The following is a 14037-nucleotide window of genomic DNA, read 5'->3' as shown; positions in this document are numbered from 1 at the left end:
TTAAACCTGTTTTTCGTTTACTGCTTACAGTTAACCGTCAACCGTCAACAAGTAACACAAAAAATGTGCAACTTAAATGGGTGATGGGTGATGGCTACTGTTGTTGTTCGATGACGCCAACCAAAGATTGCAAATCAAAGTCGCCATCGTATCCACTTAAGCAGATACCAGAACTGATTACAGTCAAATCAGTTTTGGCGATCGCACTACTGTGGCGAACGCCATCAGCCGTTGTCCAATCCACTGTCCAGTAGTCGCCACGATCTTGGAATTGCTTTAATTCACCGCCACCCATATGCAATGCTTTTCTGAGTCGCTTTTCATCCTGTTGGGGTTGGTGGAAGCCATCAATTTGTGCAGTTGCTAATTCATACACTGTGCGAATTTCTGGGGTTATGCCTTTGAAGTGCAATTCTCCAAGCGGAACGAGTTGCTTAACCGCTGATTGCAGAGTTTCAACAATAATCGGATCGGTACGGCGATCGATTTCCTCAAACCAGCATGAATGACCATTCCAACGGGCGATGATTTGGTCAAAGGTCGTACCTTCGGTTACTAGATGAATGGCCATCGGTTTCACCACCTGCAAGCGTTGGCGCACATCTGCTTCATTTACAGGGTATGCTAACCAAGTTTGTCCCCGCAGTTGGCGTACTAACCGCAGTCGGATTTGGGGAAGGTGTTGCAAGTATTCTGCAATTTGAGGTAAATCCGCTTCTTCCACAACTGTGGCTGTCTTCTCATCCACAGGCTGAAAAATACCCCAACCTTCAAATTTACTAGGCTTTGGTCTGAAGGTGTAGACCATCCCTGCTACTCGCGTGCGAACTCGTCCACCTTTTACACAAGGTGCAAGAAACTGCGTGTTACACAACTGTGCTTCTACGTTAGCAATTTCGTTAATTAGCTTAAATATGTTAGTCATAAGTAATATTAATTATAGGACTTACGCAACTGGCATATTATTTTAAGTTTGTAGTAAGGACTTTAGTCCTCTAATAAGGACTGAAGTCCTTACTACAAGCAAAAAAAATTGATTTTTTGTGACACTTGCGTAAGTCCTGAATCGGTATAACTTTCTTAATCAGAAATTACGAATTAATTTGCGTGCAAGTCGGTGGAGCATTGCGTTTTCTCAGTTACTAGAGGGACTCCGCTGGTGAGTTATTACACACTCTTTTAAAGATGGCTACTTTCAAGCCCACTTTCCAGGTTCTTCGCACTCCCCGTTTACAAACGCCCACTGCATTTGACAGTGTTACCTTCCTCTCGTACTAGTATGTAGGCTCACACAAGTTAGGGCACGCAGGATATTTATATATTACAATATAATACAAAAATATTACCACTCTTTGGACAAAATTATATTTGGCATTTGTTAAGGGACTTGCAAGTAAAAAAATATTCCACAGAAGACTGTTAAGTGTTGACTGTTGACTGTTGACAGTCAACTCTAACAGAAGTGGGGAAAAGGGTAAGGGGTAAAGGGGAAAGGGCAAATAAAAACCCTTTTCCCGGTTGGTGAGCTTGTCGAACCATTAACCTTTTCCCTTTCCCCCTATGAGCAAAAGTTACTTTTGCTCATAGGTCTACTGACTTAGATAACAATGACAATCTGGTTTATCAATTAGTGATTCCACCAAAGCATTCAAGGCAGTTGCAGCTAAAGCGCCACCTCCTAAAGTTCCTTCGACTGTAATATAAGGTATTGGTTGTTGCATTAATTGTCGCTTAGCTGCGGGAGCGTGGCTAAAGCCGATGGGCATTGCAATTACCAGTGCAGGCTGAATTTTAGGATTGGTGTAGTCCGTCTGAGATATGGCGAGGGAAATTTCTAGCAGTACTGAGGGTGCATAACCAACTACCAGGACGCAACCTGGAGTTACTTGTTGCAATTTTTGACGCCATTGTTGGTGTTGCCAAAAGGCGAGTTCTGCCTCTGTGGCAGTGGTAATGTGGGGATTATCAATTAAAGTTTCAACGCGACATCCCAAGTGAGATAATCGAGTTCGATCCAAAGCAGCAGCAACAGTTTGAGTATCGACAACAATTTGACAGCTGTCAGATAAAGCTTTGCGACTAGCTGCGATCGCATCTCTACTCAATTTGACAAAAGATACCAAACTGACATCGCCACAAGCCAAAACCAACTGCGAAATTAAGTGTCGTTCAATTTCCGAACGTTCTGATAAATCGGGTAATAAGCGTTGCAACGATTCCGAAAAAGCCTCTGAGTGTGTATGAATTTGGGCATCCAAACCACTCCATAATTTTGCCAGTCCTCCCAATCCGGCTTGGGTTTCCACATCTAGTAACTTCAGTTGTGCGAGGACTTCCGCCTGGATAATTTGACAATGGCGATCGCGTCCCAATAATCCTTCTAATGCTGATGCAGTTTGTCGCAGTTGGGAAATTTGTTGTATTACGGCTCGATATTGCTGTTGTAGTTGCAACATCAAATTTTGATTTGTATCCGCCTCTGGTTCCACCTCTAAAATGTGGCGGATATGATTTAGCTGAAATCCTTGTTGCTTGAGTGCTACAATGCGCTGCAAACGCACCACATCTTTTTGGGTGTAGAGACGATAATTGCTTGGCGATCGTATCGGTTGCGGTAACAGCCCCAATTGATGATAATGCCGCACCATACGCGGAGTCAAACCACCACCAACCGCTTCAGTAAGTTCCTTAATAGTCAAACAACCAGCATTCATAATTTACTCCAACAACCGCAAAATTCTTTGTAATTCTCCACAAGCCGACTGAAGAGATGGTGGTGCATTTTCATCCAAGCCTTGATAACACTTTCTTTTCAAAAACCCTCCCAGAACACAAATAAACATCTAACTTCGCGTACCTCTGCGCTTCCCTCAGCGCTCCTTTGCGTTTCAAAATCATTATAGAGCTTGACATTAACATTAATGTCAAGGTTTAGCCTGAGAAAGTCCCTCTTAATTCACCTCTTATGCTTTACCCACAGCGTTTTACCCAATTCACCAGAGAACACGCAGATATGTTAGCAGCCTTAGTTTGTGGGCTACTGTTATTTCTAGGATGGTTCGCCTTGCATCTCGGTGCTTTGGAAGTAGCGCTGCTGTTGCTACCTGCTGCTTATGTCATTGGTGGTTACGAAAGTGCGCGGGAGGGATTGACTACCCTTTTCCAAGAAAAAGAACTTGATGTAGATTTGCTGATGATTGTCGCCGCCATTGGTGCTGCTAGTTTGGGCTTATGGCGGAGAGAATATTATTTAATTATTGATGGGGCAATTTTGATTCTCATCTTTGCCATCAGTGGCGCACTGGAAGGTTACGCTATGCAGCGAACTGAGCGCAGTATTCGGAGTTTAATGAGTTTGACACCGGATACAGCAAGGGTTTTGCTTCAGGGAAGGGAAGAGGAAGTTTCCATCAGTCAGCTAAAAGTTGGCGATGAAATTGTCGTTAAACCCGGAGAGTTAATTCCCACAGATGGAATTATCGTGTCTGGTTACAGTACCATCAATCAAGCTGCAATTACAGGTGAGTCTTTACCTGTAGAAAAAACAGTCGGTGCAGAAGTTTTTGCTGGTACACTCAACGGCTATGGTGCATTGCAAATTAAAGTCCACAAACCAGCCCAAAGTAGTTTGATTGTGCGGGTGATTCGTTTAGTGGAACAAGCAAAGACACAAGCCCCACCTTCCCAAGAATTTATCGATCGCTTTGAAAAAGGATATGCCAAAGTCATTGTAGTAAGTGGGATATTACTAGCAACTTTACCGCCATTTCTCTGGGGTTGGGATTGGGAAACCACCATTTATCGCGCCCTTACCTTTTTAGTGGTAGCTTCTCCATGCGCCTTGATGGCTGCAATTATGCCCACCCTGCTTTCTGGAATTGCCAATGGTGCAAGACAAGGGATTTTATTTAAGAATGGCGCACAATTAGAGAAAATTGGCAAAGTCCGAGCGATCGCATTTGATAAAACTGGTACTCTCACCATAGGACAGGTGCAAGTATTCCAAGTGATTGCAAATAGTAAATACACACAAGCAGATGTATTAAAAGCTGCGGCAAGTATCGAATCATCCTCGGAACACCCCATTGGTAAGGCAATTGTAGAAGCCGCGGCTGATTTGAATTGGGTTGGTGCAGTGGGAGTACAAGCCATACCTGGACAGGGAATTGTAGGAATTGTCAAAGAACAACAGGTAATTGTCGGCAATGCCACTTTTTTGCAGCAGTATGTAACAAATTTACCAGAAGAATTGCAACAAATGGCTCAAAGTTTGGAGCAAGAAGGTAAAACCGTGGTTTGGGTAGCAGGGGAAGAGGACGTGGGGACACGGGGACACGGAGAGAAGTTGGAGCGGAGGCTTCCTCCGATCCAAACTTCGGGGGACGCGGGGAACTTATCACAAACACTCTTTGCGTCACCGCGTCTCCCTGTCCCCACGTCCTCTTATCAAGTCATGGGTATCATTGCCATTGCAGATGAGGTGAGAGTGCAAGCAGCAGCGACTATTAGTCGATTAAAAAAATTGGGAGTCGAGCAAATTGTCATGTTAACTGGGGATAATCAGGAAACTGCCAATAGTGTCGCCAAAGCGGTGGGAATTGAGCGGGTGTATGCTCAACTTTTGCCAGAAGATAAGCTAGACGTTATTCGTCGTTTGCAGCAAAAGTATCAAACTGTGGCTATGGTGGGCGATGGTATTAATGATGCACCAGCTTTAGCACAAGCATCTGTGGGTATAGCGATGGGAGGTGCGGGTAGTGATGTGGCACTGGAAACCGCAGATATAGTTTTGATGGCAGACAAATTAGAAAAAATTGCTGTGGCCATACATTTAGGTAGGCGATCGCAACTCATAGTCAAACAAAATATAGTCGTAGCGTTGGGTTTTATTGTCTTACTTTTAGTAGGCAATTTTTTGGGAAATATTAACTTACCCATCGGCGTCATTGGTCATGAAGGTTCCACAGTTTTAGTTACCCTCAGTGGTCTGAGATTGCTGAAATGATTTCTGTCGTGGACTTGTAATCAGAGAATTCCAGAAAATAAATTATCAAAACAGAATAAAGGCGTCAGGAGTCAGAATTCAGCAATGTTTTTTGTACGACTGGCGGATAGCGCAGCTAAGCCGTGTCCGCGTTCGCGTAGCGTCTCGTAGAGAGCGTCTTGATTCTGAATTCTGAATTCTGAATTCTGTATTCTTCTTCAATCTGATTAAAGCGTTGACTGTTGACTGTAGCAATAGAATATTTTTTTATCGCACAAGCCTTGGTGGTTAGGACATTAACAAACGAGAAAACTCAGACATCAAAAGACTTTTGACCCAGTCACTAGTCCTTTGCTATACTTGGAAATTCCTAACAAATAGAAATCCCCCTTTAACCTAACGGTAGGGGGATGATGACTAAGGTCAGAAGCTTTTTATAGATTTCAACCACAAGGCAATTCTTAACAGAAAATAGGGAGAAACAGCTGTTACCAAATTTTAGAAAATGAAATTACACTGCTCCCCTTTTCCTGTTTCCGTTTACCCAAATTTGCCGGCAGTTGAAGCTATGAGGAATGCTGCATAGGTAAGAACATAGCCCACAGTAAAGTGAGTTAAACCTACTAACCAACCTTGGACAATGGACAAAGCAACGGGTTTATCTTTCCAGTAAACCAAGTTAGCTAAGGGAGTACGTTCGTGCGCCCAGACTAAAGTTTCAATTAACTCTTGCCAGTAGCCACGCCAGCTAATGAGGAACATGAAACCAGTTGCCCAAACCAGATGTCCGAAGAGGAACATCCAAGCCCAAACGGATAAATTATTTGTGCCGTAGGGATTGTAACCGTTAATCAATTGAGCGGAGTTAGCCCAAAGGTAATCGCGGAACCAACCCATGAGATATGTAGAGTTTTCATTGAATTGAGCGACGTTACCTTGCCAAACACCTAGATGCTTCCAGTGCCAGTAAAAAGTTACCCAGCCAAGGAGATTCAACATCCAGAAAATAGCAAGATAGAATGACTGTTCCCAAGAAGAAGTTTGACAAGTGCCACCCCGACCAGGGCCATCACAGGGGAAGGTAAAGCCGAAGTCCTTTTTATCAGGCATTAATTTGGTACCACGGGCATCTAAAGCACCTTTGACACAAATCAAGGTGGTAGTGTGCAGACCTAAAGCGATGGCATGGTGAACTAGGAAATCACCGGGGCCAATGGTGAGGAACAAGGAGTTAGTACTATCGTTGATGGCATCTAGCCAATTTGGTAACCAAACGTTAGCGTAGTTGGGCCAAGCTGTATAGGCAATACTATCTGGGTTAGATAATAAAGCATCCATACCATACAGCAATTTTCCGTGAGCAGATTGGATAAATTGAGCGAACACCGGCTCAATCAAAATTTGTTTTTCAGGAGTGCCAAAGGCAACCACAACGTCATTGTGGACGTATAACCCAAGGGTGTGGAAGCCCAAGAATAGCGACACCCAACTCAGGTGAGAGATAATCGCTTCTTTGTGTTTGAGTACCCGGTCAAGGACGTTACCTTTGTTTTGCTCTGGGTCGTAGTCTCGTACCCAGAAAATACCAGCATGGGCGAAGGCACCAACCATCAAGAACCCAGCGATGTATTGGTGATGAGTGTACAGTGCTGCCTGTGTTGTGTAGTCCTTAGCAATGAAGGCGTAAGGAGGCAGAGAGTACATGTGTTGTGCCACTAACGATAAGGCAGTACCCAACGCTGCCAAGTGTATAGATAGCTGGAAGTGCAAAGAATTGTTGTAGGTGTCGTACAGCCCTTGGTGGGGTAAGTTGAACTGGCCTTGAGTTGTGATGCCAAAGAAATTTTTGGAATTGAGCATTTCTTTGATGCTGTGACCAATCCCGAAGTTCGTGCGGTACATGTGACCGGCAACAATAAAGATGACTGCGATCGCTAAATGATGGTGAGCAATATCAGTCAGCCATAGTGACTCTGTTTGGGGATGAAAACCACCCAAAAAAGTCAGAATTGCTGTGCCTGCGCCTTGGGATGTGCCAAACACATGCCTTGCGGTATCGGAATTCTGGGCGTATACACCCCAATCACCCCTCCAGAAAGGTGCTAAACCTGCTGGGTGCGGCAAAGTTGTTAAAAAATTATTCCAACCAACATGAACACCGCGAGATTCGGGGATAGCAACGTGAACCAAATGTCCCGCCCAAGCCAGAGAACTAACACCAAACAAACCTGCTAAATGGTGATTCAAACGAGGTTCAGCACTCTTGAACCAAGCCAAGCTAGGACGGTATCTGGGTTGTAAGTGCAGCCAACCAGCGAACAAGAACAATGCAGCTAACAGCAGCAAGAAAATTGAACCTTGGTAGAGGTCATTGTTTGTCCGCATTCCAACGGTGTACCACCAGTGGTAAACACCAGAGTAAGCAATGTTAACAGGATTGGTAGCGCCTCCTTGGGTAAAGGCTTCCACCGCTGGTTTTCCGAAATGAGGATCCCAAATCGCATGAGCGATGGGGCGGATATGCAGCGGATCTTGAATCCACTGTGGAAAATTACCTTGCCACGCCACGTGGAACAATAGACTAGATGCCCACAGGAAAATGATTGCTACGTGACCGAAATGAGTAGCGAAAATCTTTTGATAAAGATTTTCCTCAGTCATACCATCATGACTTTCAAAATCATTTCCTGTGGCGATCGCGTACCAAATCCGACGCGTAGTCGGGTCTTGTGCGAGATCCTGGCTAAATTTAGGATACTTTTTGGCCATGCAATTTAATTACCTCTCCTTAAACGTTAATCCAATTACTAGTTCTAGTGAGCTAGTAACTTTTTGTAATTGAATCATCAATCTTTCAGCTTTAAATTCGAGGTCAAACAACAGCCTGGGCAGTAATATTTCACAAATGATTTAGGACTGCTACATGATGCAATTCATTGCTATTTTTGTAATAAACTAATTATTTACTACTACTCCATCTAACTAACGGATGATATTGTCGTTAATTAAAATTGTCATTTACCAGACATATTAATGCGGTAACGAGTACTCAAGCGTCGCGTCTTTATTCTGACTACTGTTAGCGGTAGCGGGGTGTTTAGTCCATTCTGATTTCTGAATTCTTCTTCAATAACTAAATTAAATTACTCAGGGTTTAATAATTCCGTAGTAAATGGCGACAATAAATAAAAAACTAGCCAAGATAACTAGCAGTAAGCCATAGCCAACTAATCGATTAAGGAAATTTTGATTAGCGATAGCATTATGTTTTTGCACTTGCTTTATTGACTGAGATTTTCGAGCTTCTGGAACATTAATATTTTCAAATGTGTTCTCTGCAACATGAACATTATTCTCTGTTTTTGTATTTTGAGTCTCTGGGAATTTCATCGACTTTTTTTATCTATTTCTACTGTGTGCGCTTTCATAGTTTAAAATATTGACTAACCACTACATCATTCTTGAGAACTACTTTGACTAAATGCGCGGTTAGCCTCAAGAGGTGATTCGATATGAATTCGCTATGTATTTTCAATTACACATTTCTCAGCAACTAAATTAAATTTGACTTTAAATTCTGGTTAAATTTTTGAGTTTTTAGAAAATTACAAATGAGTTTTACCAATTCTGTCAGAACTAGTGCCACAGACCATTAGTATAGTTAACTGTCAAATTTCTTTGAGTGTGAATGTGGCTGTGGGAGTTGTGCCGGTACTATCAGCACTGAAAATACACTTAGTAAACTTGGGGTATGCACTCAGTAAAACAAGTGACAAAAACCTTTTTCATGTTTAGTTGTAGAATTTTTCCGTGATTAGCTATTGAAAATTTGGGCAGTTCGCAGAAAATGTAAAAGTCACTTTTTTCAGGAGGTAGCATGGCTAGAGTAATGGTAGTTGGAGCCGGGGGTGTAGGAAACGTTGTTGTACACAAATGTGCTGCACAACAAGAGTTTTCAGAAATTCTTTTGGCCAGTCGGACACTGGAAAAATGCCGTAGAATTGCGGAACGCGTTCAATCACCAAAAGTTAAGGTGGTTAGCCTTGATGCAGATTATGTCAACAATACAGTGGAAGTTCTCAAAGAATTTCGCCCTGATATTCTCATTAATGTGGCACTTCCTTATCAAGATTTAGCGTTGATGGATGCATGTCTGGAGGTGGGAGTTAACTATCTCGATACCGCAAACTACGAGCCTCCAGACGAGGCAAAATTTGAATATAGTTGGCAGTGGAAATATCACGAGCCTTACAAACAGGCGGGAATTACTGCTATTCTTGGATGTGGTTTCGATCCTGGGGTGACGGGAGTCTTTAGCGCCTATGCCCTGAAGCACTATTTTGATGAGATTCACTACCTCGATATTGTTGATTGCAACGCTGGGAATCATGGGCAAGTTTTTGCGACCAATTTTAATCCAGAAATTAACATCCGAGAAATTACCCAAAATGGACGATATTATGAAAATGGCAGGTGGGTAGAAGTACCTCCTCTTTCGATTCACCGTCCAATTCCTTATCCAGAAATAGGCGAGAGAGAGTCATATCTTCTTTATCATGAGGAACTGGAATCTCTTGTGAAACACATTCCAACTCTGAAACGGGCGAGGTTTTGGATGACTTTTTCACAAAGCTATATCACCCATCTTCAAGTACTTCAAAATATTGGTATGACACGCATTGACCCAGTTGATTATGAAGGATTCAAAGTAGTTCCATTGAAATTTCTCAAATCTTTGCTTCCAGATCCTTCATCCTTAGCACAGGATTATACGGGACAGACATCCATTGGCTGCTATATTCGTGGAGTCAAGGAAGGAAAAGAGCGCAGCTACTACGTATATAACAACTGCGACCATGCTCAAACATACCAGGAAGTTGGAGCGCAAGCGATCGCCTACACAACAGGTGTCCCTGCGGTAATTGGTGCGCTGATGGTGGTTAATGGCTTCTGGAAACAACCTGGAGTATTTAATGTCGAACAGTGCGATCCCGATCCCTTTATGAAGCTGCTTGGCCCTTTGGGACTATCATGGCATGAGGTCATCGATGGCACATCCCCGTTTGAGAAGGAGTAAGGATGACGCAAATCGACAAAGTGCCATCACCTTGTTTTGTATTAGAGCAAGCACGTCTTGAGCAAAATCTTGCTGTATTTCAACGAGTGCAGCAAGAAGCACCCATCAAAGTACTTCTTGCTCTCAAGGCCTTTTCTTTGTTTCATAGCTTTCCTTTAATACAAAACACACTCCAAGGTGCTTCAGCAAGTTCCTTGTGGGAAGTGCAGCTGGCTAAGGAAAAATTTGGCAAGGAGATTCATGTATATTCCCCTGCCTATCGTGAAGCAGATATACCTTTGATTCTCAGTTATGCTTCTCATATAACGTTTAACTCAATGAGTCAGTGGGAACGATTTTACCCGCTCATTGAAAATTCCGATTCTCAAGTATCGGTGGGACTTCGCATTAACCCCCAATACTCGCCAGTGAAAACAATGCTTTATAATCCTTGCCAGCCCAATACTCGCCTTGGAGTTTTACCGGAGTACATTGGCCATACTCTACCAAAGAAAGTAGAAGGATTTTTGTCCCATAATTTATGTGAAAGTGATTCCTATGCTTTGGAAAAAACCCTTGCAAATATAGAACACTTTTTTGGAGAATTTTTGCCACAAATAAAGTGGTTAAATCTCGGTGGTGGGCACTTAATGACTCATCAAAGCTACGATATCGCTCATGCAATTGACGTTTTATGTGCATTTCACAATCGCCACCCACATATTGAATTGATTCTGGAACCGGGTTCGGCAATTGTCTGGGAAACTGGATTTTTGCTGGCCACTGTGCAAGATCTAATTCCCACCAGGGATCTTACCCATGTGATGTTAGATGTATCATTTACTGCTCATATGCCTGATTGTCTAGAAATGCCTTATAAACCCGTGATTCAAGGAGCGCATGAACCACAGGAAAAAGACAAAGTGTATCGTATGGGTGGTTCTAGTTGTTTAGCAGGAGATTTTATTGGTGATTACGCCTTTTTGCATGAATTGGCAATTGGCGATCGCCTCATATTTGAGGATATGATGCACTATACGATGGTGAAAAGCACTATGTTTAATGGCGTGGTACATCCATCAATCGGCTTGCTCAAAAAAGATGGCACATTTGAGCTTTGGCGTCAGTTTTCTTATGAAGACTATCGTGCAAGACTTGGTTGAACGCTGGCTATTTGTGCTGCTATTGGAATCATTCTCTCCAGGTGAAAATTGCAAAGAGGGGGAGACAAGGGAGAGGGGGAGACGCGGGGACGCAAAGACGCGGGGACGCGGAGAATTTTTAATCGTAAGTGATTTTCCGAACTTGATATGATGTATTTGAAACCTTTCCCCTTTCCCCTTTCCCCTTTCCTTTCAGGTGAAAATTGCAAAGAGGGGGAGACAAGGGAGAGGGGGAGACGCGGGGACGCAAAGACGCGGGGACGCGGAGAATTTTTAATCGTAAGTGATTTTCCGAACTTGATATGATGTATTTGAAACCTTTCCCCTTTCCCCTTTCCCCTTTCCCCCTTCCCCCTTCCCCTTTCCCCCTTCCCCCTTCCCCTATTAGGCGGGCTGCAATGATAAATAATTATGGATGATTTGATTTTACCTGGGAATTACTAATAGAAAATCCTCGACGTGTAGGCTGAATTTTAGTCGATTCCACCTGAAAAGTTACCTTATCGGTCATTGCGCCACTTTTTGCTTCCAAAGTCCAATTGCCAGGACGTAAATACCAAAACAAGGAATTAGCTGAGTTGGTCTCTAATTTTTCACCATTTAGCCACCATTCCACAGGTAGAGATTGATTTCCTACTAATTTGAATTCTAATTTTTGCTGTCCTTGTTGACCTGGATACAATAAAAATACATCGCCACGATGGGGAGATACGATTCTTAAATTATTAGAAATTAAATGCGATCGCTGTTGTTTTGCTAGCCATTCATTATACTCTGATGGCAAGTCAAATTTATTTGCAGTTTCGTAATTATTTTTATCTTCCGGATAGAAATATTCTTGCACCACGGAAGTACAATCTGGTGTTGGTTTTAAACCAGAAATTGCACAAACAGGTAGTTGAATTAAACCTTCTGGAGATGGAAAAGCTGCTGGTTCTTGATGTTCGTGCAGATGTAACATAATTCGATTCCACAGAGGTGCTGCACCGGTAACCCCTGAAACCTGACGCATCGGTTCGCCGTTGAAATTACCTACCCAAGTTGCAACGGTGTAATTTGTAGTAAAGCCCACTGTCCAAGTATCGCGAAAATTAGAAGAAGTGCCAGTTTTAACAGCAGCAGGAAAAGGTAAATTTAACACAGAGTCTACACCAAAAGCTGTTGCACGAGCGTGGTTGTCACTGAGGATGTTGATGATTAATTGCCAAATTGTCGTCGAATTTTGGATTTTAGATTTTGGATTTTGGATTGGGGAATGGGACAATGTGGTTAATAAAGGAATAGCATCTCCTTGTCGTGCTATGGTTAAGTATGCACTGGCTAATTCCCAGAGAGTGACTTCGCCGCTACCCAAAGTCAAACCTAAACCATAATGTTCTGGAGTTTGATTGAGGTGTTCAAAGCCTAGTTGACGCAGGCGTTCTAAAAAATTTTCCACGCCTACTTTTTCTAACACCCGCACTGCGGGTACATTTAAAGAATTTGCTAAAGCGATTCGCACCCGCACCGGGCCGAGAAAACTTTCAGTATAATCTGTTGGGCTATAGAGTTTTGCGCCGGGAATGGCGTAATGGGCGGGTACGTCTGCCAAAATGGTGTTTGGGCGAATGAGATTTTTTTCTAGGGCGAGTTCATAGACAAAAGGCTTGAGGGTAGAACCTGGTTGACGTAGGGCTTGGACTCCATCATTGCGTCCGAGTTTGACTTCATTAAAATAATCGGGGGAACCGACATAAGCCAAAACTTCGCCTGTGTGGTTATCAATGACTAACGCAGCTGCATCGTGGACGTTGTTAGCAGCCAGAGAAGAAATTACTTGCTGTACCTGTGCTTCCACAAATTGTTGCAGAGGACGATTTATAGTTGTGCGAATGGGGAAACGCGGGGAAATTTCTGGTGTTTGGGTTTTATCAAATTGATTTGCTAACCAAAATAAAAAATGTGGTGCGGCGATAATTCCTGGTTGGCGAGATTGAAAGACAACTTTTTCTGTAGATGTGCGGGTGGCGATCGCTTCACTGATATATCCTTCCTGTACCATACGATTTAGCACATATTTTTGTCGTTGCTTTAATCGTTCCCAATGTGCGTAAGGATTAAAATAAGTGGGATTATTGGGAATAGCAGCCAACAAACTTGCTTGTGCGAGATTCAAATCACTGGCGGGGATGGAAAAATAAGTCTGCGCCGCAGCTTCCACACCATATATATTCCCTCCCATTGGCAAGCGATTGATATATGCACAGAGTATGTCATCTTTATTCATCCCTGCGACTAATCGCCAAGCTAGCCAAATTTCTTGCATTTTACCAGAGAAGTTACGCGGCACTGGTTCTAACATCCGCGCTAACTGCATAGTAATTGTGGAAGCACCAGAAACAATTCGTTTGGCGTGGATGGCTTCTTTGGTGGCGCGAACAACCGCTTTCATATCCAACGCGCCATGTTGGTAAAAGCTAGCATCTTCAGCCGCTAAAATTGCCTGAATAAACTGCGGCGAAACTTGATTTAAGGCAACCACTGATGTATGCTCTTGGTCGCGAGTTAGTAACGTCCCTAATGGTAAATTATTGCGATCGCTAAATTGCATTGCCAAGTGATTCTGGGCTATATCTGCTGCACGAATGGGTGCAAAATAAGGCAACAAACGCACCAACACACAGATTACCAGCACAGCCAGGATAATTTTAGCGTGCTTAATTCGTAAAATTCGTTTCATCACTGCCCAACCAAACTTACCTTAATTCTGACGCACCAATTACATCTACATCACTAAACATGTCAAACACTTAATAATTTATTTGTAATAACTTAGCAAACTTAAATCAATATTT

General features: G+C 42.9%; 8 protein-coding genes and 1 pseudogene. 4 read left to right on the top strand and 5 right to left on the bottom strand.

Annotation, left to right across the window (positions count from 1 at the left end):
- Nucleotides 1-94: 94 nt before the first annotated feature.
- The gene (locus VF06_RS18810; RefSeq protein ID WP_099071740.1) at nt 95-925 is read right to left on the bottom strand and encodes a hypothetical protein; all 831 of its coding nucleotides are present in this window, start codon (nt 923-925) and stop codon (nt 95-97) included.
- A 664-nt stretch (nt 926-1589) separates the two neighbouring features.
- Nucleotides 1590-2714: a precorrin-8X methylmutase gene (locus VF06_RS18805; protein ID WP_099071739.1), complete on the bottom strand. Its 1125-nt coding sequence runs from the start codon at nt 2712-2714 to the stop codon at nt 1590-1592.
- A 251-nt stretch (nt 2715-2965) separates the two neighbouring features.
- Between VF06_RS18805 and VF06_RS18800 the strand changes: the two genes are divergently transcribed.
- Nucleotides 2966-5005 (top strand): heavy metal translocating P-type ATPase, encoded by a 2040-nt coding sequence (locus VF06_RS18800; protein WP_099071738.1) that lies wholly within the window; start codon nt 2966-2968, stop codon nt 5003-5005.
- Between the two features lie 519 nt (nt 5006-5524).
- Here the strand turns inward: VF06_RS18800 and psaB are convergent.
- Entirely contained in the window at nt 5525-7753 is a 2229-nt protein-coding gene (gene psaB, locus VF06_RS18795; RefSeq protein WP_099071737.1) for a photosystem I core protein PsaB, read from the bottom strand.
- A gap of 378 nt (nt 7754-8131) precedes the next feature.
- Entirely contained in the window at nt 8132-8374 is a 243-nt protein-coding gene (locus VF06_RS18790) for a hypothetical protein (protein ID WP_099071736.1), read from the bottom strand.
- 484 nt (nt 8375-8858) lie between these two features.
- On the opposite strand from VF06_RS18790, the pseudogene VF06_RS43390 reads away from it, so the two are divergent.
- The 3 genes and pseudogenes from VF06_RS43390 to nspC all read left to right on the top strand — a co-directional run.
- A pseudogene (locus tag VF06_RS43390) lies at nt 8859-9248 on the top strand (saccharopine dehydrogenase family protein); the annotation flags it as partial.
- On the top strand, nt 9249-10061 hold the full coding sequence (locus VF06_RS18785; RefSeq protein ID WP_306419439.1) for a saccharopine dehydrogenase family protein: 813 nt from the start codon (nt 9249-9251) through the stop codon (nt 10059-10061).
- A 2-nt stretch (nt 10062-10063) separates the two neighbouring features.
- Nucleotides 10064-11203, top strand: a complete 1140-nt coding sequence (nspC, locus tag VF06_RS18780) for a carboxynorspermidine decarboxylase (protein ID WP_099071734.1) — start codon at nt 10064-10066, stop codon at nt 11201-11203.
- 409 nt (nt 11204-11612) lie between these two features.
- On the opposite strand, the gene pbpC is transcribed toward nspC, so the two are convergent.
- Nucleotides 11613-13922: a penicillin-binding protein 1C gene (gene pbpC / locus VF06_RS18775; RefSeq protein ID WP_099069483.1), complete on the bottom strand. Its 2310-nt coding sequence runs from the start codon at nt 13920-13922 to the stop codon at nt 11613-11615.
- Nucleotides 13923-14037 lie beyond the last annotated feature (115 nt).

It is taken from the genome of Nostoc linckia z4, from assembly GCF_002608075.1.
GTDB lineage: Bacteria > Cyanobacteriota > Cyanobacteriia > Cyanobacteriales > Nostocaceae > Nostoc > Nostoc linckia.
Note: the sequence above shows the minus strand (reverse complement) of the source record. Positions and strands in the feature narration are given on the sequence as shown.

Bases quoted from the DNA above. Each gene is read 5' to 3' on its own strand.
- VF06_RS18810 (WP_099071740.1), bottom strand. From the start codon at position 925: ATGACTAACATATTTAAGCTAATTAACGAAATTGCTAACGTAGAAGCA.
- VF06_RS18805 (WP_099071739.1), bottom strand. From the start codon at position 2,714: ATGAATGCTGGTTGTTTGACTATTAAGGAACTTACTGAAGCGGTTGGT.
- VF06_RS18800 (WP_099071738.1), top strand. From the start codon at position 2,966: ATGCTTTACCCACAGCGTTTTACCCAATTCACCAGAGAACACGCAGAT.
- psaB (WP_099071737.1), bottom strand. From the start codon at position 7,753: ATGGCCAAAAAGTATCCTAAATTTAGCCAGGATCTCGCACAAGACCCG.
- VF06_RS18790 (WP_099071736.1), bottom strand. From the start codon at position 8,374: ATGAAATTCCCAGAGACTCAAAATACAAAAACAGAGAATAATGTTCAT.
- nspC (WP_099071734.1), top strand. From the start codon at position 10,064: ATGACGCAAATCGACAAAGTGCCATCACCTTGTTTTGTATTAGAGCAA.
- pbpC (WP_099069483.1), bottom strand. From the start codon at position 13,922: ATGAAACGAATTTTACGAATTAAGCACGCTAAAATTATCCTGGCTGTG.